A 25,545-nucleotide genomic window follows, 5' to 3' on the forward strand; every position below is an offset into this window, starting at 1 on the left:
GGTAAAGATAGTTAAAATGGATGATGTGAGATGGAAGATGGATGATGTAAAATGTATAGTTCTATCAACCCTTTTCCATCTTCCATTTTACATTTTACATTTTACATTTTACATTAAAAAAACGGATTATGTTGCTTTTCAAAACCTATGCTGGTAGCCGGTCCGTGGCCGGGGTAAACTTTGGTTTCATCTGGTAAGACAAAAAGTTTATCGGTAATGTTTTGAATTAATTGCTGATGGTTGCCGCCTGGTAAATCGGTTCTGCCGATGCTGCCATAAAAAAGCACATCACCTCCCATTAAAATATGATCTGGGGCATTGTAAAAGCACAAATGGGCAGGCGAATGGCCCGGAGCGAAAATTAAACTCAGTGTGCTGTTACCAAAACTAATGGTTCCAGTTTCAGGCAGAAAAGTATCTGGCTCCGGCGAAAGTTCGTAATGGTTAAAACCCATTTGCGGCGCATAGCCTGGCACAGCTTGTAATATCGGCAATTCGCCCCTGTTAAACTGCGGCTTTAAACCATAGGTATCGAACACAAATTTATTACCAAAAACATGGTCTAAATGGCAATGCGTGTTGAGCAACAAAACAGGTTTAAGGTTATTTTCTTTAATAAATGAAACCAATTCATTCTGCTCGTAGCCTTCGTACATTCCCGGATCGATAATTACGCATTCTCCGGTTTCATCGTATAAAACGTACGTATTTTCGCTATACGCATTAAAAGTTAATGTTTTTACTGTAATCATATTGTTGTTAATTTTTCCATCTAAAGGTGGAAATAAGTTTATCAATATCTTTTTTAATGAAATTGATTACGGGCGCAATCGAGTCGTACTGCGGACGTTCGTTGAAATATAATGCCCCCCTGAAATAATGTTTTGCACTATCGGTTAAAAAAAACTGAACCGATGAGGCAGTATTTCCTTCAATGGCATAATAGATTCCATATACCTTGTGATCGGGATAGTTGATGAGCTTCTGATCTATTGCACTTGCCTTGATGGTGTGTTTAAAGGCGAGCTCGCGGGTATATTCCAAGAGCCTGTCGTATTCTGGTTTTCCGGCTACTCCATGATAGGTGAGGTGAATGTATCCATTAAATTGAGGGAAATGCAAGTTATACCAAAAAGGCTGCGCATCTCTTCCAGTATAGGTTTCAATTTTAGCATAAACCGGATAATCAAAGCTAAACGGTGCATTCGTGGCAAATTTTTGATAGGCCCTTGCTGGATAATAAATTCGAAAATAACTTTTTGGTTTCGGACTATAATCGTGGTTTTGGCAGGCTGTTATACATAAAAGCAGTGCAAAGGGTAAAAAAATCAGCAGTTTTAGTTTCATTCCTCAGAAGATTGCTTAATGGTTAACAGCATAAAGATAAACCAAATTATTTATTCCAGATAGCCCAGGCTTTTTCGGCTTGCTGATGTAGCATTTCCAGCCCGTTTTTAACTTTTGCCCCATTAGCTGCAGCTTTAATCAAAAATGCTGTTTCGAGCGGATTGTAAACCAGATCGTAAGCCAAATGGTTAGCTCCAACCAAACTGTAATCGATATCAGGAAAGGTATCTACATTTGGCGACATGCCTAGTGGAGTAGTATTGATTAATAATTGATGTGAGGTTAAAATTTCAGGTGTGATATCCGAATACAAAATGGCCCCTTCAGCTGCTTTCCGTACAACTACCTGATATTCGATATTCAACTTTTCTAAAACATATTTTACTGCCTTAGCTGCGCCACCATCGCCAAAAACCAATGCTTTGGTATGTTGCGGTTCCAATAAAGGTGTTAATGATGCTTCAAAACCATAGGCATCGGTATTATAGCCCTTTAAATAGTTTTTGTCTTCAAAACTTTTAATAGAAATGCAGTTTACCGCGCCAATTTTATCGGCAGCTTCATCTACCTCGTTTAAATAGCAAAGTACATTTACCTTATGCGGGATCGTTACATTTAAGCCACAAAGCGTAGGGTTTGCACTCAACAAATCGGGTAAGGATTTAATATCTTCGATAGGAAAAAGTTCGTATTGATGATCGGCAATCCCCTCGTTTAAAAACTTCTCGGTAAAATATTTTTTAGAAAATGAATGAGAGAGCGGATATCCGATTAAGCCGTAAGTTTTCATAAGCATTATATACATTCATTGCGAGACAGTACTTCCCCAAACAGGGTAAGCCATGCCTCGCAATGCAGAAATTTTTATATTATTTACCTAAGTTTAAGAAATGATCGAAAGTATCGCCTCTTAATCCCAAACGGATGGTTTCCAACGGAATAACTTCGGCTGGTGCAATATTACCCAGGTTTACATTTGCTCCAATCAGCTTGATAAACCAAACCTGTTGCTCTTTTTGGGGTGCTTCCCAGATGATGGTTTCTTCTGGTATCTGTGTCAGGATTTCATCTACCAATCCTTCGCGTACCTCGCCGCTTCCACGGTAAATACCTACATTACCACCTTCGCGTGCTTCGGCAATAACTTTCCATGAACCGGCTTCAATTTCAGCCTGCATCAGTTTAATCCACTTGTATGGTGCAAATATTTTGGCAGCGTCTTTACTACCCACTTCCGAAATCACGGTTACCTGTTTGGCCAGTTCGCTAATGTAGGCACACTTTTTATCGTGCTCAATATCAATAGAACCATCCGAAACTTCGGCATACTCCATTCCATACTGATCGAGTACCCGTTGGTAATCTGAAAACTGATTACGGATAATAAATGCTTCAAATAGTGTTCCGCCAAAATAAGTCGGAATACCTGCACTTTTGTATAAAGCTAATTTCTCTTTAAGGTTCGGTGTTACGTGTGAGGTAGCCCAACCCAATTTTACGATATCTGTATGTACGCCTGCAACGTCAATAAAATCTTCAACCTGGCGCAGGCTTAATCCCTTATCCATAACCATTGTTAAGCCTTTCTGGCGTGGTTTAGATGGACGTTCGGGAACGTTTAATAATGGATAATTCATATGGGTACAAAAGTGAAAAAAATTTTGAGATTTATTTGTTAAATTTTTCTCACAAGGTCGTTACCTGATATAGCGGTTTATAACGTTCAAAATGGCACTATTATCTTGTAATTGTGGCAAATATTCGAATAAGATATAGTGCTTTTCAGGATCAGTTGTTAAAGCGGTTTCTAAATATCCTAATGCATCTGCATAGCTGCCCAGGGCAAAAAGGTAGGCTACCATGCGGTAATACAACTCGGCTGCTTCCGGATTGTTTTTAATGGCCTCGGCCATAGTTTCCGATGCTTCCAGTAGTTTACCCTGCTCGTACAATACGGTGCTAAAATCTAACCAGGCTTCAATATCGAGCGGATTAAATTCTAAAACCTTCTCGTAAGCTTCTATTGATTCATCAATCTGGTTCAGTTTGTAATACGCATCGGCCAGTGCAAACCAGAAATCGGCATTTTCGGCCTCCAAATCGATTGCTTTTTTATAAAAATGAAGCGATTCGAAATAACGCTCCTCAAAATTCAGCGTAACACCAATTCCAAACCAGGCATCAGCCATTTTAGGATCCATTTTTACCGATTTTTTGTAATAAGAACGGGCTTCGTCCATTTTCTCGAGCTTCTCGTAACATTCGCCAATGGCACAATAGGTATCGGCATTGGGTGGTTCGTACTCAAAAGTCTGTTTGTAAACGTCAATGGCCTCGGTATACTTATCTAACTGAACCAGCGCATTGCCTTTGTTAAAGTATGCCGAACTGAAATCTTCTTTAATCAGAATGGCATAATCGTAAGCATCAATGGCCTTTTCGAAAAGATTTAGTTTATGAAAACTATTGCCCAAGTTGTACCATGCCGCATACGAATACGGATCGGTATCGATATATTGCTGATAAAACTTAATGCTTTCTTCCTGCTTATCCAGTACATCGTAACAGAAAGCCAGCTCGTATAATCCGTCCTGGTTTTCCATATTCTGCTCTAAACTAAGCTTGATGTAGGTAATGGCATTTTCGTAATCAGACATGCTCTGGTAAACGTAAGCCATTTGCAGTAAAATTTCGTCGGTACTTTCGGCAAGGCCCAAAGCTTTTTCATAATTCTCTAAAGCTTCGTCAAAGCGCTCGGTATTCTGAAAAATATTACCACGAAGCAAATAAATATCCGGTTCTGATGGTTCCAGTAGTTCGGCTTTTTGCAAAGCGATAAAAGCCTGTTCATGGTTGTTGGTTAAAATGTACAGGTGAGCCTGTTTAATTAAAAAAACAGTTGCGTAAGGATGCTGACTAATTGCAAAATCAACTACCTGCAAAGCTTTGACCGGATCATTTTTCTCAATGTAGAAATCTACAATGTATTCAAAAGCGCCTGCATCGAAGAAATATTGGTCCTGATTGCGGAGCATTTCTTCGTAACGTTCTACTGAGCGTTGTGCGTCTTCGTTGGATTCAAAAAAGAATTCTTCTTCCATATATTATACTATTAAAGAACCGTGCCAATTAGCAGAAAAACACATTATAATTTTACTATTTTTAATTATCCGTTTTTAAAATAATTATTAACATCAACCATTCAAAATGATGTAAATAGCTGACTATAAAGCTTATTAAGTGTGATTAAGATGTGTGGATAATCAATAGATTTTTGCAACATCGCGGTTCCTTTTCCCTTCTTTCACAAAAATACTATAAATTTATGACACAAACGTAATGAAGAAGTCATGAAAGGATCAGTCATTTTTGCCCTGCTTTGGATCTGCTTTGGCCTACAGGCCTTTGCGCAAAACGATGAGGAAAGCGCTGTTAAAAAAGCAGTAAATAATCTTTTTATCGGCATGAGAACCAGCGATAGCACCTTAACGCGTACGGCTTTTGCTACTGGCGCAGTAATGCAAACCATTGTTAATAAAGATGGAAAAGTGAGTGTACGAACCGAATCGGTTAATAATTTCATCAAGTTAATTGGCACTCCACATGCAGAACAGTATGATGAACGGATTGTATTTACCAAAATACTAATTGACGGCCCGCTGGCTTCGGTTTGGACGGATTACAAATTTTACCTGGGCGATAAATTTAGCCACTGCGGTGTAAATTCCTTTCAGCTGGTAAAGGGCGATAAAGGCTGGCAGATTGTTCATATTATTGATACGAGAAGAAAGGAAGATTGCAAAGATTAAATGGCAGGCTTAATTTAAGCTGTTGTAATATTCAAATATTTTAATCAGGTCTTGATCCTCCTTTGGCTCTAATTGCTCGTTTTTGATATAAGCCAATATCTGATCTTTTTTGCTTACCAGAGCATTCGCAACATTCTTTGCAGATGGGATTAATTTTTGAAATGTACCGTTTTTACCCGCAGAGTAACTAATATACATTCCCAATTTAGTTACCTTCTTTTTTGTGTACCAGTCTTCAGCCACATCTTTTTTTATCACATACTGTTTTAACAGCATTATGTTGCCACTAACGGCAACTTCGTAAAATCCTTCTGCATTATCGATTTTCATTTTGGCAAAATGATGGGCATTACCTAACGAATCGGGTACTATAAAAGATTGTACCGAATCTTGAACAGTATAAACGTTATTATTTTCAGAATACTCGAGCTGTTGGGTTTCGATATTATACCGTAAAACTTTTAGGGTAAATTCTTCTTGGTTAGCTGTTTTTATTTTACAAGCAGCATAGGCCTCATTAAAATAAGCACTTCCTTCTATATTGTTTTTCACTACAGATACCCGAAGTGGTTTCCCCGCAGTCCCAACCGTAACATTTTGCGCATAGGAAGAAACGAAAATACAAACCAGAAACAGCAATAAAAAGATTTTTTTCATGAGAATAATTGATTTCAAAACCATAAAACTTACTCCATCTGTTTATTTCATTTAGAAATAAGATAATTCGAAAATAAAAAACAAAACAAACCAAAGAAAACAACTAAAAACACAAGAACTAGCATGGCTTAACTTAACAAAAGTTAATATACTAAAACATTTTAGCAGATATTTAAAAGCAATTTATAACATTTTTAACATAAATCTCTTTTTTTTTGATTTAGTGGCAAAAAAGAAGGTACTTCGCGCAATTTATTAACTTAACTAAGATTAAAAACCATGAAAAAACTCGTACTGTGTTTATTCATATTTTTATTTTGCAGCATTGTGCAAGTAAATGCCCAAAGTAAAAGTATTACCGGAAAAATAGTCGCATCAAACGATGGACTTCCCCTTCCAGGAGTGAGTATCCGTATTAAAGACACAAAAAAAGCCACAACTACTGGCTCAGATGGAAAATTTACCATCAGCGTTAACCCGAATGAAGTGCTTCAATTCTCTTACATCGGATTTGTTGCCAAAGAAATTACTGTTGGTACGCAAACAAACCTCAGCATTAGCCTGGAGCCCGATTCGAAAAGCCTGAGTGAAGTAACCATTTCTACCGCATTGGGTATTAAACGTAAGCCAAAAGAAATTGGTTATGCTACACAACAGGTAACAGGCAAAGCTTTAACTTCCAGCAGACCAACCAATTTAGCAACCGGTTTATCAGGAAAAGTGGCTGGATTACAGATTAACCAGGCCAATAACCAAATTGATGCCGGAGACCAGGTAAGGGTAGTATTGCGTGGTAACAGGTCGTTTACCGGAAATAACCAAGCACTTTTGGTATTAGACGGGATTATTGTCCCCTTAAGCCAGTTAAATTCGATTAACCCGAATGACATCGAAAATGTAAACATTTTAAAAGGTGCAAATGCGGCGGCATTATACGGATCGGATGCGTCCAATGGGGTAATGATTGTAAGTACCAAGCGGGGATCTGCTGATGGAGGTACCATCACTTATACTAATTCCACTTTACTAAATCGTTTAAGCTACTTCCCAAAGATGCAAACAGAATTTGGAGGTGGTACTACTCAGGATGATTTCGGATTTGGATTATACACACCTTTCGAAAACCAGACCTTTGGTGAACGCTTTGATGGAAGCGTAAGACCTTTAGGACGTATTTTAGAAGACGGAAGCTACCAAATGGTACCTTATACCTATAAAGACGGCGAAAAAGAAAGTTTCTTCGAAACAGGTATAGATGAGCAGAACGACATTGCCTACTCAGGTGGAAATGAAAACGGAACTACGTATATCAACCTTCAACGTGTAAACAGTAAAGGTTATGTACCGGGCGATAAATCAAACAGAACAGCAATCCGCGTTAACGGAACACGCAAAATCAACAAGTTCTTAGCCGATTATTCATTTAACTACACGCAAAGAAATTACGATAAAAGTACCAACCAGGTATATAACAACGTAATTAATACACCAGGTAACGTGCCATTAACGGAGTATAGTGATGTAACTTCCAAATACGGTAACCCTAACGATTATTACAACGATTACTACCAAAGTCCTTATTTTGGTTTACAACAAAACCGTAACAACGAAAGAAGAGACGATTTGTTGGGTAATGTATCTTTCACCTATAAACCACTAGATTGGATTAGCTTAATGGCAAGGGGTGGGTTAAGTACAAAAAATACGCAAGGTAAAAACAAAAACTACGCGTATACCTATTCTGATTTTGCACACGACTCAGGCAAAGGTACTGCTGCCACGCAATACATCAAATCATCAGTAGGCGATTACAATGAATTTGAAAGCAGATATACCGGAGATTTTCTTGCAACGGCTACTAAAACGTTTAAGCAATTTAAGTTCACCGTAATTGGTGGTGCACAGGTGATCCAAAAAAACTATAAATACATGACTCAGTCGGGGTCTAACCTTGTAGTTGATAACTTGTTTAACATTAATAACCGTACAGGTGAAATTGTAGGCTCTGAAACAGAACGCAACTCGCGTCAAATGGCTGTTTTTGGAGATATCACCGCAACTTATCATGACTACTTAACGATCCACATCTCGGGCAGAAATGACTGGGATTCGAGATTGGCAAAACGCAACCGCTCATTCTTCTACCCGGCCATTGATGCAGCCATAACGCTTACAGATGCAATTCCTGCATTAAAAGAAAGCAGAGTGATCAGCAACTTAAAAATCCGCGGGGGTATATCTAAAGTTTATGCTGTACAGATAGATCCGTACAAATTAGTTTCTACCATCAATCCAGCAAGTAATTTCCCTTACGGAAGTACTGCCGGTTACTCTATTGATAATGTTGTATACGATCCGAACTTAAAACCAGAGCAAACCATCTCCAAAGAGGTAGGCTTCGATATTGGTTTCTTAAATAACCGCATTACCTTAGAAACTTCGGCATACCTTCAAAACACAAAAGATCAGGAGATCATTAATGGTATAGATTTATCTGGTACAACCGGCTACACCAATGCCATTATCAACACAGGTGAAGGCCAGAATAAAGGGATTGAGTTTAGCTTAAATGCTGCTCCGGTTATTGGCCTTGCCAACGGTTTCAGATGGAATGTTGGTGTAAATTACTCTTATAACACCAATAAAGTATTATCGTTATACCAGGGACAAAACCAATTGGGTATTGGCGATAACAACTACATTGTAGTTGGCCAAAGCTTCCCATCTTTACAGGTAAGTACTTACCAAACAGATCCACAAGGACGTGTTATTGTAGATGCGAACACTGGTTTACCGCTTTCGAGCCCAATTAATAAAGATTTTGGTCAAACTAACCCAAGCAGTGTTTTAGGTATCAACACGAGTTTCACCTTTAAAAACTTTACCTTATCAGGAGTAGCAGAGTACCGCAGTGGTAACGTTTTCTATAATAGTTTTGCCAGCACCCTCGATTTTGCTGGTATCAGTTATACATCTGCTCAGGCAGGCCGTGAGCGTTTTGTTTATCCGAACTCAGTTATCCAAACTTCTCCGGGCGTATTTGTACCGAATACAAACACAACTACAATAAATGGTAATGGATCGTTTTGGGCTGATGGAATCCGCAACAATACCGCTTCAAACTATGTAATGAGTGCTGCTTTCTGGAAAATCAGAGAGCTTTCTCTGGCCTACCAGGTGCCTACCCAATGGTTACAGAGCAGAGCGAAATTTATTAAAAACGCGAGTATAGCCCTGATAGGAAGAAATTTATTTATGTTCAGACCGAGTGACAACATTTACACTGATCCGGAGATTAACGTGGGTACTGGTAATGCGCAAGGTGTTAATAACTTAAACCAAACACCGCCTACTCGTATTTATGGTTTTACTGCAACAATCGGCTTTTAATAATTAACGAAAAGACATGAAAAAGAAATTGATATACATGTTTACAGTGTCGGCAGTATTATTGCTTGGCGCATGTAAAAAAGGATTTTTAGATATTAACGATAATCCGAATAATGCTACCGTAGTTAAGCCTGCGTTGGTTTTAACAGGTGCTTTAAACAATACAGCTGCCTATACTACCGGTGGTTCTATTTTTTACAGCTTTGCCGCTTTATGGATGAACTACTGGATGACACCAGGTGGTGTTTCTGGCTGGTACGAAGAACGTTCTTATAACTTTACCACCAACTGGAGTGGCTCTACAACACTTTGGGCTAATCTTTACGACAATGTAAACGATTACACTTACTTAGAAACACAGAGTAAAGCATCAGGACAAAACTTTTATGTTGCTATTGCCAAAACAATGAAAGCATGGGATTACCAGTATCTGGTAGATTTCTATGGTAACGTACCTTATACACAAGCATCAAAATCGGTTGCTTTCCTTAATCCAAAATATGATAAAGCGCAGGCGATTTATGAAGATCTGGCCAAACAACTGGATACTGCAGCAAACTTATTTAAAACCGCAGCAGTTTCTCCTGCCGATGCATCAGCAGATATTTATGCTAAGGGAGACCTAAAAAAATGGGGAAGGTTTGCCAACACTTTAAAATTAAGGATCCTATTGCGCCAATCGGAAATACCAGGCAGAGCACAATATATTAAAGATGAGATTGCAAAAATTAATGCAAATGGGTTCGGATATATTGGAAAAGGCGAAGGAATTGCCAACAACCCGGGTTATTTAAACACAGCCGGTAAACAAAACCCTTTCTGGGCAGTTTATGGCTATGGTGTTGATGGCACAAAAACCGCTTCGCACGGTTACATGTTGGCCAGCACTTATGGATTAGACTTTCTTCAGGATAATGATGATCCCAGATTAGGTAAATTCTACACTACCGTTAACGACGGTGCAGGCAGTACTTACGTAAGTTTGGTTTGGGGACAGGATGTTAATTTCGATCAAACCCTAACAACAGTATCGGGTATCGGTAAAGGAATACTAAAATCATATGATCAATCGCAACCGATTATGACCGATTTTGAGAGTTTATTCTTACAGGCCGAAGCTGCACAAAGAGGATACCTTACCAGCAGTGCAGAAACCAATTATAAAGCAGCCGTTACGGCTAACTTCGTTTACCTTGGCTTGACTGAGGCTGATGCAACAACTTATCTTACCGATCAGGCTGTGGCAAAATGGACTGGTACCGACGAAGAAAAAATGGCCTTGATTATTAAGCAAAAGTGGGCGGCCATGAACGGTACCAACGACATTGAGCCCTGGACAGATTACAGACGTTTAGAGCTTCCTGCAGATATGCCAATCTCTATTGCTTCAACAGTAACTACCAAAAAAATACCGGTAAGAATGTTATATCCACAAAGAGAATACAATACCAACTCTGCCAATGTAATTGCAGAAGGTACAATTAACCAATTTACTTCCAGAATTTTTTGGGACGTTAAATAAATCAATTAAAACGATGAAAAATAAAAACATATTTAACGGACTTATTGCAGCAATATGCGCAATAAGTTTATCTTCTTGTTTAAAAAACAAAAACGAGCAACCCGATTTTTCGGCTACAACTCCTGTGGTAGAAATTCCGGTTGGTTCGCCGGTTGGAGATGGCAGTGTAAATTCTTTAACTACCTCACTTATTCAACAGGATGTACCAAGCGATTACTTTTTTTACATTAATTATGCTGCATCAAGCACCAAAGCAACTGATATTAAGGTAACGCTGTCAATCGATCCGGCAGCGCTTACTGCTTATAATGCTGCACATACTTCAGATCCGGCATTAACCCAGGTGCCTTCGGCGGCATTTACAATGCCAACAACGATTACTATTCCCGCCAATCAGCGTAGGGTACAGGTTCCGGTTAAATTTGTAAGCACAGCGCTCGATCCTGCAATAGCTTATGGTTTACCTGTTACCATTACAGATGCTTCGGGAGAAGTGATTAGTAAAAAATTCGGTTCGGTAGTGGTTAAAGTAGCTGTAAGAAACAGATATGACGGAAAATATAGCTTCAAAGGTTATGTTTTTAGAGAAGGCGACCCTATTTTAACCGGAAACTTTAAAGGTTTAACCAAAGATTTACCGAGTAATGGTGCAAACGCTGTAGATTTTGGCCAGGTTTGGTCGAACGGTAGTGGTGTTGGTGGTATTGATGGCTTAACTATAAATGTTAACCCTGTAACCAACAAGGTAACCATGAAAAGTACAGCCAATGCAACTTTGATTAACGATCCGGCATACGATAGCCGCTATGACCCGGCGACTAAAACTTTCTATATCTCATTTAAATGGGGTACCAGTCCAAGTAGCCGATCAGCAACAGATACGTTAACGTATCAATCAGCCAGATAAATTATGCTGATTAAATAGTGTTTTATAAAGAAGGCCTGTTGATTAAATCGACAGGCCTTCTTGTTACCACAAAGTTTTATTGGCTTATAACCCGTTTATGCTATTTTTCAGTTAAATCTGCAGCACCTTTTTTAAACAATTCGGCCTGTTTGTTCAGGTTATCTTTAGCGGCACCTGTGGCCGCAGCAGCCTGTTTTTGCTTAGCCTGTACGGTTGCAGTATAAGCACCTGCCAATTGTTTGTTTAAATAAGCCTGTAGTTTCAATCTTTCAATTGCACCACCAATGTTTTTGATTCCTTTTTCGGTAACCTCAGGGTTAGTGTTAGCTCTTAAATACTGAAAATATTGGCCAATGGTGGCAAAAATTTTGCTTCTGTCGCCGGTAGCCATAATATTCTCGTAAAAGGCCTGATGTTCATCTCTTGGATCGCTGATGTATAATGTTGCAACCGAACCGGCAATATGGTCTTTAGTCTCGGCATCTAAAGTTGCTAAAGCCGAAGTACTTTCCTGTGGTGCGAGTTTTGCCAAACCGCCAATTCCGGCAGCAATTACCTTGTATGAACGGTCTTTTAAACTTTCGTTCATTAAAGCTTTATAGGTTTGGTCGCCTGTTTCTGCCAGTTTGCTTATCGCTGCCGATCTTACTTCGGTATCTTTGTCGCTTTTGGCTAGTTGGAGCAAAATTGGCAAGGCCGTAGCTTTAATTTGGGCATCTTCTAAATTCAGGCCATCAATGCTCAGCGCACGTAAATCGGCCGATTTATCTTTTAGTGCCGCTAACAATACCTGCTGCCCGCTGTTGGCTTTGCTCTGCATAATAAATTGCAATGCTTCAATCCGGTTGGCATAGCTTGGGGCATTTTTATACTGGAAGTAATAATTCTCGGCTGTTTTATTGTCGTTGGTTTCGCCCACCACAATTTTATCCACGTCGAAATCGATCAAATCAGGTTTGCTGCTTACATCGAAACTAAAGTTCTGTTCACGGCTGTTAATCAGGATTTCTTTTCTGATTTTTTGTCCGCCGGCATAAATATCGATTTTAACCGGAAGGGTAAAAGTCTGCACGCTGGCATCTTGCGTTTGTTTAACTTTAATGGTTGCTTTACCATTTTCGTAACCATAATCGATGCTTAAAACCGGGTGACCTCCATTGTAATACCATTGGTTAAAATAAGGGCTCCAGTCTTTACCGGTTACGTCTTCCATCGCCAGGCGTAACTGGTGTGTTTCGCCATTTTTAAAAGCATTGGTAGTTAAATAACGGTTAAGCGATTTGTAAAAAGCAGCATCGCCCATCTGGTTTTTCAACGCATAAAGAATAATCGATCCTTTGGCATAGCTGATGTTATCGAACATATCTTCCTTATCGTTATAATAAAAGCGGGCCAACACCGGGCTTTCGCCTTTTTTAGTCGAACCAAGGTAAGATTGCAGTTTTTCGTAACGCGATTTATCTTCAGCATCCTGTCCGGCATCGTGGCCATGCCAGATTACCTCGCCAAAAGTGGCAAAAGATTCGTTCATGGTTAAGTTAGACCATGATTCGGCTGTTACATAATCGCCAAACCACTGGTGGAAAAGCTCGTGTGCAATGGTACCTTCTTCATTTCCATCCAACAGCTCGCGGTCTGTTTTTTGTACGTGCTCACCATGTAGGGTAGCCGTGGTATTTTCCATTGCTCCCGAAACGTAATCGCGACCCACAACCTGCGAATATTTATTCCATGGATAATCTACTCCCAGCAAATTGCTGTAAAACTGAATCATATCAGGTGTTTTACCAAAAATCTGCTTTGCATAAGGCGCGTATTTGGGCTCCAAGTAATAACTCACCTCTTTACCTTTATAGGCATCTTTAGTGATTTTAAACTCCCCTACGGCCATCATAAACAGGTAAGGTGAGTGTGGCAAATCCATTTTCCAGGTATCGGTTCTTGTACCATCGGTATTGGGTTTCTGGCTCACCAGTTTTCCGTTTGACAGGGTGGTGTATTTCGATTTTACCGTCATCGAAATTTCCTGTGTTGTTTTTTGGTCGGGTTTATCGATGGTTGGAAACCAGGCCGATGAAGATTCTGTTTCACCTTGCGTCCAGATTTGCGTTGGCTTATTTTTATCGGCACCATCCGGATTGATAAAGTACAAACCTTTGGCATCGGTTATGGCCGCGCTACCCTTCACCTTCAACTCATCGGGTTTGGCTGTGTAAGCAATGTACACAGTATATTTTTCGGTGTTGGTATATTTTTTATTTAAGTTGATATACAGCTTATTATCGTTGTAAGTGTATTTAAGTGGTGTATTCCCTTTTGGCCCAACCAGCGCAATGCTTTTAATATCCATCCCTTGCGCATCAAGCGTTAGCGAATCGGTAGCATAAAAATGAGGCTTTAAAGTTAGCCAGGCTTTGCCGTACAAATAGCGCTTTGCATAATCGAAAGAAACATCGAGTTTGGTATGTACCAGGTCGTTAACTTTGGTTGCGGTTACGCGGTAAACACTTAGGTTATTTGATTTTTCAGCAGTTTGTTCCTGTGCGAAAAGAGGATTGGCCATAAAAGCAGCAGCCAATATTACCCCACAGGCAATAAAATTTTTATTCATTTCTTAAGATTTAATAAGTCAGTAATCTTTGAGGCAAGGTATTAAGAATTGTGGTAATTTAGTAATATTTAAAACTAATTGGTTGCAACGGGTTTTAAAATGTAGCCTTTAGCAGCCAAGCCTTTGATCAGGCCTTCATCACCAACCAAATGGCCTGCACCAACGGCAATAAACAACGATTCTTTTTCCATCAAAGCAGGCAGTAGGTCTAACCAGCGTTGGTTCCGGTTTTTGAGCATCTCGGTCATAAACTCCCTGGTTTCTTCATCCTGTGTTTTAAAGAAATCGCTTAATTTATCGATATCCTGAGCAAGGTAATAGGTGGTAAGTTCCTTTATTTTAAGCTTATTCTTATCCGATTCTCTAACAGATTTTAGTAAGGCTTTACGTTGTTTCTGTAAATCGCCATCAAATAAAAGTGCTCCCTGGTATTCGGCGGTCTCTAAACCATAAAGGGACTTTGCATTGCTTTTGGCATATTTTTGAAAGCTATCATCTATTCCATCGTTCACTTCCTTTATTTCGGGATTTTCGAGCAGCATAATCAATACACCAACCATGGCTGGCTTAAACCTGTTCATTTGTTTTAAATTAATAGCCGGATTTTTGGTTTTCAGATAATCGTCAACTTCTTTATACTCTTCCGGTGTAAATAAACTATCGAGCGTATTGTTTTTCATCATTAAAAACGGAGCCATTCTTCCCTGTACTGTGCTATCCATTACAATTTCGCCTACTACGCCATCAACTGATTTCAGTTTCTCCTGCAAAACCCGCATGGTATCGGCAAACTTTCTGCTGGTAAAATGATGTGTTCCAAATAAATAAGATGGTTTCTTCAAGCCTTTTCCTGAAATTTCCCATAACAGGCTATTGGTGGCCTTTTTTGTTTGTGCATTAAGGCTAAGCCCAAAGCCCAGGAAAGCAATGAGTAATAATTTAATGTTTTTCATTGAGTAGTCGTTTTAGTAAATGTTAGGGCAAGATATTAAGAATTGTGATAAAGTTAAGCTCCAAATGTGTGCTGCTTTCCTTTATTTTTTTGTTGTTTTGTGTAAACCGATAGAGATATGATTACAGATATTCAATCCATTTTAAACAAATTGGGCATAAATGCCGATAATGCGGCATTTAGCACAGGGAGCCATTGGGGAGGAGCAGCAAATGCAAAAACATTGGAAAGTTTTTCGCCTGTAGATGGGAAACTGATTGCCTCGGCGAAAGTTGCCACCGGTTCTGATTATGAAACTGTGGTGCGCCAGGCGCAAACTGCGTTTACCGAATGGCGCAGCATCCCTGCACCAAAAAGAGGTGAAATTGTGCGACAGTTTGGCGATGCCCTACGCGAAAACAAATCGGATTTGGGTACGCTGGTTTCGTATGAAATGGGAAAAAGCTTACAGGAAGGGCTTGGCGAGGTACAGGAAATGATCGATATCTGCGATTTTGCTGTAGGTTTATCGCGCCAGCTATACGGCTTAACCATGCATAGCGAGCGCCCCAACCACCGCATGTACGAGCAATGGCATCCGCTTGGTATTGTGGGCATTATTTCAGCATTTAACTTTCCGGTTGCGGTTTGGAGCTGGAATGCAGCGCTGGCACTGGTTTGCGGTAATGTATGCATCTGGAAACCATCAGAAAAAACGCCTTTAACAGCTATTGCCTGCCAGCACATTATTGCACAGGTTTTCAAAGCAAATGCAATTTCAGAAGGCGTATGCAGTTTGATCTTAGGCGATAAGGAAGTTGGTGAGCTGATGACAAATGACGGCCGCATTCCTTTGGTTTCTGCTACAGGATCTACACGAATGGGTAAAGCCGTTGCCACTGCTATTGGTGCACGCCTGGGCAAGAGTTTACTCGAATTAGGTGGCAACAATGCCATTATTATTTCAGCACATGCTGATTTAGATATGAGTTTAATTGGTGCGGTATTTGGCGCTGTTGGCACCGCCGGACAGCGATGTACCTCTACCCGCCGACTGATTATACATGAAAGTGTTTACGATACCTTCGTCACAAAACTGGTTAATGCCTATGGGCAACTCCGCATTGGCAATCCTTTAGATCAAAACAATCATGTTGGTCCGCTGATTGATACCGATGCAGTTACTGCATACCTTGATTCGATTGAAAAATGTAAAGCAGAAGGCGGTCGTTTTGTTGTAGAAGGTGGCGTATTATCGGGCGAAGCTTACCAAAGTGGTTGTTATGTAAAACCATGCATAGCTGAAGTAAAAAACGATTTTAAAATTGTGCAGCACGAAACTTTTGCGCCAATTTTATACTTGATCAAATACAAAACACTGGAGGAAGCCATTGCCTTGCAAAATGGTGTTCCACAAGGACTTTCATCTGCCATTATGACTTTAAACCTGAGGGAAGCGGAGCAATTCTTATCGGCCAGCGGATCGGATTGTGGTATAGCTAACGTAAATATCGGTACTTCAGGCGCCGAAATTGGCGGGGCATTTGGTGGCGAAAAAGAAACCGGTGGTGGTCGCGAAAGTGGATCGGATGCCTGGAAAGCCTATATGCGCAGACAAACCAACACGATAAATTATGCCAATACCCTGCCACTTGCACAGGGTATCAAATTTGATTTGTAGATAATGTTGCATTACAAATGCAGTGCACACCGTTTGCAACGGAGACCGGTGAGACAAGCGATTTTATCGCTATTAAAAATGCAGATCGCTGCAATTCTAATCGTAAACGAGGAACATATTCTTAAAATAAAAAGGCCCTGGATAGAAATTCAGGGCCTTTTTGGTAAAATGTATGATGGAGTTAGAATAGTTTTTCTAATAAAGCTACATCTATATCACTATAGCGCGATAGCTTACTGTTGGCCAGTACAGCTGGTTTTACAGCTACCTGAATAGTACTTTCAGCTGCAGTAAAATCTCCCATTTTAATTTTCGATTCTGACCCGATTACAGCAGTATGTTCTTCGGTAGAGCCAGACAATTTTAACGTTGCAGCATCTTTAATCTCAGTCGATAAATTAACTGTATTGGCAGCTATGTCTGCCGAGGCCCTGTCGTTAAGCACAACGTTTAGGTTTAACAGGTTGAATTTGCCTGCTGTACTTACCGTTGCTGTGTTTGAAGCTTCGATTGTAGCCAAATTATTAACATGCGCGATAACCATTAAGGTATTTTTATCAAAAGAACTGATTCTTAATTCAGCACCTTGTTGTTGCACCATCGCATTTTTGCCGTAGTATTGATCGTAAACCTCCACACTCTCTTTAGCATCCTGAACCAGGATTAATTTCACATTGCCCGATACCACAATCTTACTGATGTTTTTAACATTGGTTAAAGCGGTATAGCTGGCATTGTTTTCTGTGGCGTGAGCTGCCACTGTAGCGCTGCTTAAAGTAACCATTACCAATGCAGCTGCAAATAATTTTTGAATAGAATTTTTCATGATCTTAATATTTTATGTTGGATAAACCTTTTATTTTAAATCCCTTATTACCAGGTGTTTTTATGTAAATAAGACGGCCGATTATCCAAAACGTTTCAGGCAAAAAGACGCTATTATACCATGCCCATGTATTTATAGACGAACGCCCGAATAACCTATACGAAATTGTTTTATGGCTTGGCCAAAAATTGTCAGGATAGGGTGCATTAAAGACAGTATGTTAAAAAAAGTTAAAACGTAACACACAACTAATATATTAGTTCTATATTCGTAAAAACAAAACAGATTCTTTCTATATGAAACGTTTATTACTCTCGCTGTGCTTTTTTGTTACCATTGCATCGTACACAAGAGCGCAGAGCCTGCATACCATTAAAGGCCGAACGGTTGATACCGCTTCGACAGCCATTTTATCGAGTGCTTCTATTGCAGTTTTAAATGCAAAAGACTCTACTTTGGTAAAATTTACCAGAGCTGCAGAAAATGGCACTTTTGAGCTTACAGGCATTAAAAACGGCAAGTTTATCTTATTGGTTTCTTACCCCCAGTATGCCGACTTTGTAGATCATTTTACGCTCGATTCTACTTCACAGGTTAAAGATTACAGCAAAATAAACCTAACGGGGATGGCTAAAATCCTCTCAGATGTAATTATTAAGGGAGAAAGAACAGCTATCAAGATTAAGGGAGATACGACCGAATTTAATGCATCAAGTTATAGTATACAGCCGAACGATAAGGTAGAAGATTTGTTAAAAAAGTTACCAGGCATTCAGGTTGATAAAGACGGTAAGATCACGGCACAAGGGAAAACAGTTCCGAAAGTATTGGTAGATGGTGAAGAATTTTTTGGCGATGACCCGACACTGGTGACCAAAAATTTAAGGGCTGATATGGTTGATAAAGTACAACTTTATGAAAAATCAAGTGATCAGGCTGCATTTACCGGAGTAGACGACGGGCAGAAAACACAGACCATCAATATTAAATTAAAAGAGGATAAAAAAAGTGGCTATTTCGGTAAGGTAGATTTAGGCTATGGTACCGACGATTTTTATAAAGGCCAGGTTTTGTTTAACCGTTTTAAAGCCAAACAAAAATTCTCAGTTTATGGAACAGCCGGTAATAATGGTACAACCGGCTTGAGCTGGCAAGACAATAATAAACTAGGCACAAGCGGCGATAATATGCAAGTGAGCGACGATGGCAGTATGTGGTTTAGCTATGGCGGAGGTGATGAACTGGAAAGTGGCAGCTATTATGGCGAAGGTATACCCAGAGCTATAACAGGAGGTGCGCATTACGATAATAAGTGGAACGATGATAAAGAAACCATAAATACCAATTACAAATTGGGTGCTTTAGGCATTAAAACCACTAAAAATACAATCAGCCAGAACAATTTACCAGATGGAATTATTAACACCAATACCGACGAAAACTCTGACCGGAATGTATTCAGGCAAAAACTGGATGCTACCTATACCATTAAATTAGATACCACAAGCAACCTTAAAGTAATTGTTGACGGCACATTGAAAAATAGCGACAATACCTCCAGCTCAAACAGTAAGGGTCGAAGAGGTGATGATTCTTTGCTAAACAGCAATGATCAAACAACCAGCAATGATGGTAAGGAGCAGAACTTTAATATATCTGCACTTTATACCAAAAAACTTAAAAAATTAGGCCGAAACTATTCGATTAGTGTTAGTCAAAAATTAAACCAGATTAACGGCACAGGTTTTCTGCATTCGGATGTTAAATACTTCGATGCATTGGGAGCACAAACCAGTGGTGAAGTAACCGATCAGTACAAAACCAATAATACCCGAAGCGCCATTTTTAACACCAATGTAACCTATAACGAACCAATTACTAAAGCAGTGGCTTTGGTACTCAACTATGGTTTCGTGCTTAACGATAGTCGCTCAGACCGCAGATCTTTCAATCAGTCTACACCGGGAAATTACGATGTACTGGATACAGAGTTTAGTAACGACTTTAAAGCTACACAATACATCCATCAGGGTGGAGCAGTTTTTAACTACAGAAAACCCAAAACAACCATTAGTTTAGGTAGCAGGATCAGTGCAGTAAATTTCGATCAGATAGAACAGCTTTCGAACAAAACCTACAACAGAAGTTTTGTTAACTGGTTACCGCAAGCAAGCTACCTCTATAAATTCTCTGCCCAAAAATCTTTACGCATTGGCTATAACGGAAATACCACTCAACCTTCAGTTAGCCAGTTGCAACCAGTAAGGGTTAACGATAACCCACTATATCAACCTGAAGGTAATCCAGATCTGGCACCATCGTTTGATAGCCGTTTTAATGTTAATTATAACTCCTATAAAGTTTTAACACAACAGTCACTATATATCAGCGGTAGTTTTGGTTTCGTAAACAAAGCTATTGTAAGCAACACCCAAACCGATGCTGTTGGTAAAACAATCGCCAAATCGGTTAACTTAACCGATAAAACACCTATTAACTATAATTTTTATGGCGGTATTAGTAGAAAACTGAAGTTTTTATTTGATACAAATATTGGCCTCAATTTAAATGCAGGTGGCAATACCAGTTATAATTATGTAAAAAGCCAGTTAAGCGATGTTACCGAATTAAACGAAATAACAACCACCCGCTTCAGTCCGTCGATAAACATTAACCGTTATAAAGATAAGAGTGAAATTTATCTGAGTTTTGGCCCAAGCTACAATTCTCAGGTAACATCTTTACAAAAAGACCGCGCCAACAAGGGATGGGGTATGCAGGGCTGGGGAGGCATGAGCTTTACCTTACCGAAGAAAATTAAACTTCAGGCCGATGGCGAATATACTTATACCCCAAGTTCGCAAGCTTTTGATACCAGTTTCGAGCAGATTGTGGTTAATGCTTCCATCACTAAATCTTTCTTTAAAAAGGAAGACCTGAAATTTACTATTCGCGGAAACGATTTGTTTAACCAGAACCGTGGCTTCAGAAGGTATGCTTATTCCAACATGATCACACAAACCAACTACAACAACATTAGCCGTTATTTTATGTTCTCGCTGGTTTGGGATTTTAATAAAATGGGAGGTGGAGCACCTCAAAAATAATCAACCAAAAAAGACTAAATATTATATACCTGATCTTTTAAAATTATTATAAAATGAAATTAAGATATGCCATAATGATGCTTTTTTGCACGATAAATTATGCAATGGCACAACATGCAAGGTTTGTACACCAGGGTACGATTCAATTCGAGAAAAAGATAAATATATACGCCTTGCTTAAAGACCAGATTAAGCGTTACCCCGATAATTTCTGGAGTGCGCAGGCCTTCGAACAGTATCAGAAAAATAATCCGCAGTTTAAAACTTTAAAAAGCGAACTTATTTTTAAAAATGATCAAACGTACTTTAATCCAATACCCGACGAAAGTGTTGGCAACAACTGGGCAAGTAATTTTGCCTCGGCCAAGCAGAGCAACATTATTTTAACCAATTTAAAAAACTCAACCAGTATCAATCAAAAATCGGTTTACGAGGAAACCTACCTGGTTAAAGATTCTGTACGTAAAATAAACTGGAAAATAACTGATGAATTCAGGGAAATTGCCGGTTATAATTGTCGCAGGGCAAATGCACTAATCATGGATTCGATTTATGTTGTGGCCTTTTATACTGATTTAATTCCGGTTTCGGGCGGCCCTGAAACTTTTAGCGGATTACCAGGTATGATATTAGGAGTGGCTTTACCGCGCGAGCATATTACCTGGTTTGCTACCGCAGTAAAAGATACAGAAGTAGCGACTACGCAGCTCAAAATGCCCGCTAAAGGTAAACCTGTCAGTAAAAAGCAGCTGAGCGATATTCTAAAAGGAGCTTTAAAAGATTGGGGCAACTATGCCAGCGATATTTTGAAAGCGGCAGATATGTAAGCCTGAATTATTATTAATTTAGCTTTGAAAATTAATAATGTACAGCGCACTTTATAACCATATTAATAAATTTATAGATTTGAGTAACGATGAGCAGGAACTTCTTGCCTCATTACTCAAATCTTTTTCGGTTAAAAAGAAAGCTTTTTTATTGGAAGAAGGGCAAACCTGCAGGGCCAATTACTTTGTGGTAAAGGGTTGCCTCCGACTCTATTTTATCGACATTAAAGGTGCCGAGCAAACCACACAATTTGCTATCGAAAACTGGTGGATTACCGACTTAACCAGCTTCCTCTTTCAAAAAACTTCAGAATTTTATATTCAGGCAGCAGAAAATACCGAGATGATTGCCATTGAACATCATCATTACGACGAAATGTTCCATAAGTTACCTAAACTGGAAAGGTATTTCAGGCTGATTTTACAAAAAAACCACCAGGCCTCCCAAATGCGGATCAGGTATCTGTACAGCCAAACTGCGGAGGAAAGATACCGCCACTTTAACCAGCTCTTCCCCGAATTTGTACAGCGGGTACCACAATACATGCTGGCTTCTTACCTTGGCTTTACGCCTGAGTTTTTGAGTAAGATCAGAGCGAAGAGATCAATTTAATTGAAAATAGGACGAGTGTTCATCCCTTAAGGAATTCTCTTTGAATTTTTAATCTAAATCCCGTCAACCTAAATTTATTTCAGGGTCTCTATTACCTGAGAGATATTGAAATAAATTTAACATGACGAAAACGAATGAAGCATTTCTTAAACTACATTAAGTTTTTTAAGGCTTAGGATGCGGAACTTTACATCGTAATCAAAAACAATAAAAAAATGGAAAGCAGAATTGATATCCCAAAAGTAGATCCGGCAGCATACCAGGCCATGTACGCTTTAGAAAAATATTTATCAGCCAGTAAAATCGATCCGATTCTTTCAGAGCTGATTAAAATGAGGGCATCGCAAATTAACGGCTGTGCATTTTGTTTAAACATGCACTCAGCCGATGCACGCAAAATTGGCGAAACCGAACAAAGGCTGTATTTGCTAAGCGCATGGAAAGAAACCACCCTGTTTACCGAAAAAGAAAAAGCGGTTATTGCTTTAACTGAAGAGGTAACTTTAATTAGCAACCATGTATCGGATGCTACCTATAACAAAGTGGCCAGTTTCTTTAGCGAAACTGAAATCACCAATATCATTATGGCCATTGTTACCATTAACGCCTGGAACAGAATTGCCATTACCTCCAAAGTAATTGTTGGATAAAATTTCCAAACCTATCAGATTTTAAAAATCTGATAGGTTTTTAATCTTTTTTAGCTCCCCAAATACTAACCTTGCGACTTCCTTAGCACCTTCCGGCTGGAAATGGGTATTGTCTTTTTGCCCTTTCGGGTAAGCTTCATACCTGGCCGAATCTAAATTCATAAAGTAATTTTTACGCACATATTCCTGACCTTTTGTGGTAAAGAATCCGGCTGAAAGTGTGGTTAAATCAATAAGCGGCACATGCAATGCTTTGGCCACCTCTTTTACGGCTTGCGGGTATTCGCCATGAGCACTGCCCAACTTACCATCCTTCCAGGGGTAATTGCGTGTAACCGGTGTAATCAGGATGGGTAACGCACCTTTTGCCCGGGTTTCATTTACATACATTTTTAAAAAATCTTTGTAACCTGGTATATCTACATAGCGTTCTGGTTTATCTTTTGCGGCATCGTTGTGGCCGAACTGAATCAATACGAGATCGTTTTTCTGTAAACTATCTAAAACTTCTTTCCACCGGCCTTCTTCAAAAAAACTACGCGTGCTCCTGCCTCCTTTTGCCTTATCAACCACCAAAGCGCTATCACTTTTTATCAGTTGGCTTAATTTTTTCAGGCTATCTTTTTGCAGAAAGGATTGAAAAACCTGTCCCCAGCCGGTAAGCGGATATTTCTTTTGCAAGTACCCCTCATCTAAGGTATAATCTGCAACAGTCGAATCGCCAATTAAATAAACCTTAACGGGCCCAGGTTTGGTGATGAAAGACATCAGTAAAAAACCAGTAGCCACAACTGCAATAATAATTTTAGAGTGTTTCATTTTGCTGATCAATTATTTAATTGGCTCCACCCTAAACCAATCGTATTCGGCAATTCCCGAATCGTTTGTCTGTGTATCGCGTATGGCAAACAAGCCCATTTTTGCACCAATCCATTGCCCGGCTGTAGCCTGAAACTCGTCGCCAACCAGATGAAAGGTAATACCATCTTCGCTGTAACTAAACCGGCATTTTGCTCCATTAACTACCTGCACCCTTAACTGCACCGATACCGATCCGACAGTTGTCGGATTTAATCTGGCAATTTCCATTTCATTTTCAGGCTTGCCTTTATCTGCACTTTGGCAAACACCATACATCAGGTATAAGCCATCCTTTTTACGCTTAACGCTAATCTGGGCATAGCTTCTCCCCATAATGACCAAGCCGGTGCTTTCATTTTCCAATTTAGGGTTGGGCTTAAAATTAAGTTTGGTGGTTACCCTAAACTCATCAGCAGGAAACTTCTGCATCAATAAATTGGGTACATCCCAAAGATTTTTAGCCTCATCAGGTATTTTAGATGTATATAATTTTAAAACTCCTTTGCTGGCATCGGTAAACCACCAGGTGGCTTGCGGGTTTGCCTGCCACTGCCATTGTAAGCCTAAATCAACTGTTCCAAATTCATCACTTTCAGCCGGATTTTCGATCGGATATACTTTACCCACATTCGGCTTTTTATAAACTGCAACCGGCTCGCCAATACCATCACCGTCTTTATCCACACCAATTACCGGCCAGTTATTAATCCATTTCATGGGTTGTAAGTGTACCACACGGCCATAGGCATCCTTATCCTGAAAGTGTAAAAACCAATCTTCGCCGGTTTGAGTATTCACCCAGGCACCCTGGTGCGGGCCGTTAACGGTCGATTTACCCTGATCCATGGCTACTTTTCTTTCGTAAGGCCCGTAAACATTCTTACTTCGCAAAATCAGCTGCCAGCCAGTAGAAACACCCCCTGCAGGTGCAAACAAATAGTAATAGCCGTTGCGTTTATAAAACTTAGGCCCTTCAATAGTGGGATCGAGCTCATGTCCGTCGTAAACAATGCGACCTTTGGCTGTTGTTTTCATCCCATCGCTGCTTAGCGGCATAATGGCCAAAACACTTTTAATTCCAGCCCGGCTACCTGCATAGGCATAAGCGAGGTAAGTTTTTCCGTCTTCATCCCAAAAAGGGCAGGGATCTATTAAACCCTTACCGGCAGCAACCAATTGTGGTGCAGACCAATCGCCGGTAATCTTTTTGGCTTTGGTCACATAAATCCCGAAATCCGGATCAGGGTAATAAATGTAAAATTCGCCATTGTGGTAACGGATAGCAGGTGCCCAAACCCCATTGCCATGTTGTGTTTTCTCAAAATGATCAAAAGGAGGCTGGCGCTTTAAGGCATGGCCAATAATTTTCCAGTTCACCAGATCTTTGGAATGCAAAATCGGCAAACCCGGAACAGCATCAAAGCTGGAGGCAATCGTATAAAAATCGTCGCCTACTCGAATAGCATCCGGATCGGAATAATCGGCGTTTACAACCGGATTTTGATAAGTTCCGTTGCCCTGATCCGACACCCAAACTTTAGAAACATATTTATTTGACGGATTTTGCTGCGCAAATGTGCCAGCAACAAAACCTATAATAAGGATCGAACTAAGGAAGTATTTCATTTTACAATGCTGTTTTTCGTAATATTTGGCTAGCAATGGCTTACCAACAAGATTAAGCCTTTTTTTATTCCAAGGCAAACAGATATTGTGCAATCGTTCCCGACATCGTTTGCATCTTTTAATTTCGCTAAAACTTCTTTCCGGCGGATATTAATGTTTAAAATTGTTCATCATATATTT

Annotated in this window: 20 protein-coding genes; 9 read left to right on the forward strand and 11 right to left on the reverse strand. The window is 39.7% G+C overall.

Translation table 11 applies throughout. The features are described 5' to 3' along the window. Positions 1-113: 113 nt before the first annotated feature. The 5 genes from HWV58_RS08265 to HWV58_RS08285 all read right to left on the reverse strand — a co-directional run bounded on the left by HWV58_RS08265 (position 114) and on the right by HWV58_RS08285 (position 4,448). On the reverse strand, positions 114-752 hold the full coding sequence (locus HWV58_RS08265; RefSeq protein ID WP_175633649.1) for an MBL fold metallo-hydrolase: 639 nt from the start codon (positions 750-752) through the stop codon (positions 114-116). 7 nt (positions 753-759) lie between these two features. Next, positions 760-1,347 carry a gliding motility lipoprotein GldD gene (gldD, locus tag HWV58_RS08270; protein WP_175633650.1) on the reverse strand — a complete coding sequence of 196 codons (588 nt, stop codon included), beginning with the start codon at positions 1,345-1,347 and terminating at the stop codon, positions 760-762. Positions 1,348-1,393: 46 nt separating this feature from the next. Further along, the gene (locus tag HWV58_RS08275) at positions 1,394-2,137 is read right to left on the reverse strand and encodes a shikimate dehydrogenase family protein (protein WP_175633651.1); all 744 of its coding nucleotides are present in this window, start codon (positions 2,135-2,137) and stop codon (positions 1,394-1,396) included. Between the two features lie 79 nt (positions 2,138-2,216). Beyond that, a complete protein-coding gene (locus HWV58_RS08280) occupies positions 2,217-2,984 on the reverse strand; it encodes a phosphosulfolactate synthase (protein WP_175633652.1) in 768 nt (255 codons plus the stop codon). A 60-nt stretch (positions 2,985-3,044) separates the two neighbouring features. Further along, on the reverse strand, positions 3,045-4,448 hold the full coding sequence (locus HWV58_RS08285; protein ID WP_175633653.1) for a tetratricopeptide repeat protein: 1,404 nt from the start codon (positions 4,446-4,448) through the stop codon (positions 3,045-3,047). Between the two features lie 249 nt (positions 4,449-4,697). Here HWV58_RS08285 and HWV58_RS08290 point away from each other — a divergent pair, with 249 nt between their 5' ends. Further along, positions 4,698-5,156, forward strand: a complete 459-nt coding sequence (locus HWV58_RS08290) for a nuclear transport factor 2 family protein (RefSeq protein ID WP_175633654.1) — start codon at positions 4,698-4,700, stop codon at positions 5,154-5,156. A 9-nt stretch (positions 5,157-5,165) separates the two neighbouring features. Here the strand turns inward: HWV58_RS08290 and HWV58_RS08295 are convergent, their stop codons facing one another. Then, a complete protein-coding gene (locus HWV58_RS08295) occupies positions 5,166-5,813 on the reverse strand; it encodes a hypothetical protein (RefSeq protein WP_175633655.1) in 648 nt (215 codons plus the stop codon). Between the two features lie 279 nt (positions 5,814-6,092). Here HWV58_RS08295 and HWV58_RS08300 point away from each other — a divergent pair, with 279 nt between their 5' ends. The 3 genes from HWV58_RS08300 to HWV58_RS08310 are packed head-to-tail and all read left to right on the forward strand — an operon-like array spanning position 6,093 to position 11,632. Beyond that, a complete protein-coding gene (locus HWV58_RS08300; RefSeq protein WP_175633656.1) occupies positions 6,093-9,203 on the forward strand; it encodes a SusC/RagA family TonB-linked outer membrane protein in 3,111 nt (1,036 codons plus the stop codon). 16 nt (positions 9,204-9,219) lie between these two features. After that, on the forward strand, positions 9,220-10,725 hold the full coding sequence (locus tag HWV58_RS08305; RefSeq protein WP_175633657.1) for a SusD/RagB family nutrient-binding outer membrane lipoprotein: 1,506 nt from the start codon (positions 9,220-9,222) through the stop codon (positions 10,723-10,725). A gap of 13 nt (positions 10,726-10,738) precedes the next feature. Further along, complete coding sequence (locus HWV58_RS08310; protein ID WP_175633658.1) at positions 10,739-11,632, forward strand: DUF1735 domain-containing protein; 894 nt, start codon at positions 10,739-10,741, stop codon at positions 11,630-11,632. A gap of 100 nt (positions 11,633-11,732) precedes the next feature. On the opposite strand, the gene HWV58_RS08315 is transcribed toward HWV58_RS08310, so the two are convergent. Beyond that, entirely contained in the window at positions 11,733-14,243 is a 2,511-nt protein-coding gene (locus HWV58_RS08315) for a M1 family metallopeptidase (protein ID WP_175633659.1), read from the reverse strand. A gap of 74 nt (positions 14,244-14,317) precedes the next feature. Then, the gene (locus HWV58_RS08320; protein WP_175633660.1) at positions 14,318-15,196 is read right to left on the reverse strand and encodes a TraB/GumN family protein; all 879 of its coding nucleotides are present in this window, start codon (positions 15,194-15,196) and stop codon (positions 14,318-14,320) included. A gap of 117 nt (positions 15,197-15,313) precedes the next feature. Between HWV58_RS08320 and amaB the strand changes: the two genes are divergently transcribed. Continuing rightward, entirely contained in the window at positions 15,314-16,855 is a 1,542-nt protein-coding gene (gene amaB, locus HWV58_RS08325; protein ID WP_175633661.1) for an L-piperidine-6-carboxylate dehydrogenase, read from the forward strand. Positions 16,856-17,036: 181 nt separating this feature from the next. Here amaB and HWV58_RS08330 read toward each other — a convergent pair whose 3' ends face one another. Beyond that, positions 17,037-17,681, reverse strand: a complete 645-nt coding sequence (locus HWV58_RS08330; protein WP_175633662.1) for a GIN domain-containing protein — start codon at positions 17,679-17,681, stop codon at positions 17,037-17,039. Positions 17,682-17,977: 296 nt separating this feature from the next. Here HWV58_RS08330 and HWV58_RS08335 point away from each other — a divergent pair, with 296 nt between their 5' ends. The 4 genes from HWV58_RS08335 to HWV58_RS08350 all read left to right on the forward strand — a co-directional run bounded on the left by HWV58_RS08335 (position 17,978) and on the right by HWV58_RS08350 (position 22,878). Next, positions 17,978-20,788 carry a TonB-dependent receptor gene (locus HWV58_RS08335; RefSeq protein WP_175633663.1) on the forward strand — a complete coding sequence of 937 codons (2,811 nt, stop codon included), beginning with the start codon at positions 17,978-17,980 and terminating at the stop codon, positions 20,786-20,788. A gap of 53 nt (positions 20,789-20,841) precedes the next feature. Then, the gene (locus tag HWV58_RS08340; protein WP_235972681.1) at positions 20,842-21,615 is read left to right on the forward strand and encodes a GLPGLI family protein; all 774 of its coding nucleotides are present in this window, start codon (positions 20,842-20,844) and stop codon (positions 21,613-21,615) included. Positions 21,616-21,652: 37 nt separating this feature from the next. After that, entirely contained in the window at positions 21,653-22,228 is a 576-nt protein-coding gene (locus tag HWV58_RS08345) for a Crp/Fnr family transcriptional regulator (RefSeq protein WP_175633664.1), read from the forward strand. 215 nt (positions 22,229-22,443) lie between these two features. After that, positions 22,444-22,878, forward strand: a complete 435-nt coding sequence (locus HWV58_RS08350) for a carboxymuconolactone decarboxylase family protein (protein WP_175633665.1) — start codon at positions 22,444-22,446, stop codon at positions 22,876-22,878. Between the two features lie 21 nt (positions 22,879-22,899). Here the strand turns inward: HWV58_RS08350 and HWV58_RS08355 are convergent, their stop codons facing one another. Further along, positions 22,900-23,697: a rhamnogalacturonan acetylesterase gene (locus HWV58_RS08355; protein WP_175633666.1), complete on the reverse strand. Its 798-nt coding sequence runs from the start codon at positions 23,695-23,697 to the stop codon at positions 22,900-22,902. A gap of 12 nt (positions 23,698-23,709) precedes the next feature. After that, positions 23,710-25,365, reverse strand: coding sequence for a glycoside hydrolase family 43 protein (locus tag HWV58_RS08360; protein WP_175633667.1), 1,656 nt, complete (start codon positions 25,363-25,365; stop codon positions 23,710-23,712). Between the last annotated feature and the right edge of the window lie 180 nt (positions 25,366-25,545).

Origin of the sequence: Pedobacter ghigonis (assembly GCF_903166585.1) — a bacterium.
Classification (GTDB): domain Bacteria; phylum Bacteroidota; class Bacteroidia; order Sphingobacteriales; family Sphingobacteriaceae; genus Pedobacter; species Pedobacter ghigonis.

Excerpts from the sequence above, each read along its gene's own strand:
- HWV58_RS08355 (WP_175633666.1), bottom strand. The coding sequence starts at position 23,697 with ATGAAACACTCTAAAATTATTATTGCAGTTGTGGCTACTGGTTTTTTA.
- HWV58_RS08345 (WP_175633664.1), top strand. The coding sequence starts at position 21,653 with ATGTACAGCGCACTTTATAACCATATTAATAAATTTATAGATTTGAGT.
- HWV58_RS08315 (WP_175633659.1), bottom strand. The coding sequence starts at position 14,243 with ATGAATAAAAATTTTATTGCCTGTGGGGTAATATTGGCTGCTGCTTTT.
- HWV58_RS08310 (WP_175633658.1), top strand. The coding sequence starts at position 10,739 with ATGAAAAATAAAAACATATTTAACGGACTTATTGCAGCAATATGCGCA.
- HWV58_RS08295 (WP_175633655.1), bottom strand. The coding sequence starts at position 5,813 with ATGAAAAAAATCTTTTTATTGCTGTTTCTGGTTTGTATTTTCGTTTCT.
- HWV58_RS08360 (WP_175633667.1), bottom strand. The coding sequence starts at position 25,365 with ATGAAATACTTCCTTAGTTCGATCCTTATTATAGGTTTTGTTGCTGGC.
- amaB (WP_175633661.1), top strand. The coding sequence starts at position 15,314 with ATGATTACAGATATTCAATCCATTTTAAACAAATTGGGCATAAATGCC.
- HWV58_RS08290 (WP_175633654.1), top strand. The coding sequence starts at position 4,698 with ATGAAAGGATCAGTCATTTTTGCCCTGCTTTGGATCTGCTTTGGCCTA.
- HWV58_RS08330 (WP_175633662.1), bottom strand. The coding sequence starts at position 17,681 with ATGAAAAATTCTATTCAAAAATTATTTGCAGCTGCATTGGTAATGGTT.
- HWV58_RS08280 (WP_175633652.1), bottom strand. The coding sequence starts at position 2,984 with ATGAATTATCCATTATTAAACGTTCCCGAACGTCCATCTAAACCACGC.
- HWV58_RS08275 (WP_175633651.1), bottom strand. The coding sequence starts at position 2,137 with ATGAAAACTTACGGCTTAATCGGATATCCGCTCTCTCATTCATTTTCT.
- HWV58_RS08335 (WP_175633663.1), top strand. The coding sequence starts at position 17,978 with ATGAAACGTTTATTACTCTCGCTGTGCTTTTTTGTTACCATTGCATCG.
- HWV58_RS08285 (WP_175633653.1), bottom strand. The coding sequence starts at position 4,448 with ATGGAAGAAGAATTCTTTTTTGAATCCAACGAAGACGCACAACGCTCA.
- HWV58_RS08340 (WP_235972681.1), top strand. The coding sequence starts at position 20,842 with ATGAAATTAAGATATGCCATAATGATGCTTTTTTGCACGATAAATTAT.
- gldD (WP_175633650.1), bottom strand. The coding sequence starts at position 1,347 with ATGAAACTAAAACTGCTGATTTTTTTACCCTTTGCACTGCTTTTATGT.
- HWV58_RS08305 (WP_175633657.1), top strand. The coding sequence starts at position 9,220 with ATGAAAAAGAAATTGATATACATGTTTACAGTGTCGGCAGTATTATTG.
- HWV58_RS08350 (WP_175633665.1), top strand. The coding sequence starts at position 22,444 with ATGGAAAGCAGAATTGATATCCCAAAAGTAGATCCGGCAGCATACCAG.
- HWV58_RS08300 (WP_175633656.1), top strand. The coding sequence starts at position 6,093 with ATGAAAAAACTCGTACTGTGTTTATTCATATTTTTATTTTGCAGCATT.
- HWV58_RS08265 (WP_175633649.1), bottom strand. The coding sequence starts at position 752 with ATGATTACAGTAAAAACATTAACTTTTAATGCGTATAGCGAAAATACG.
- HWV58_RS08320 (WP_175633660.1), bottom strand. The coding sequence starts at position 15,196 with ATGAAAAACATTAAATTATTACTCATTGCTTTCCTGGGCTTTGGGCTT.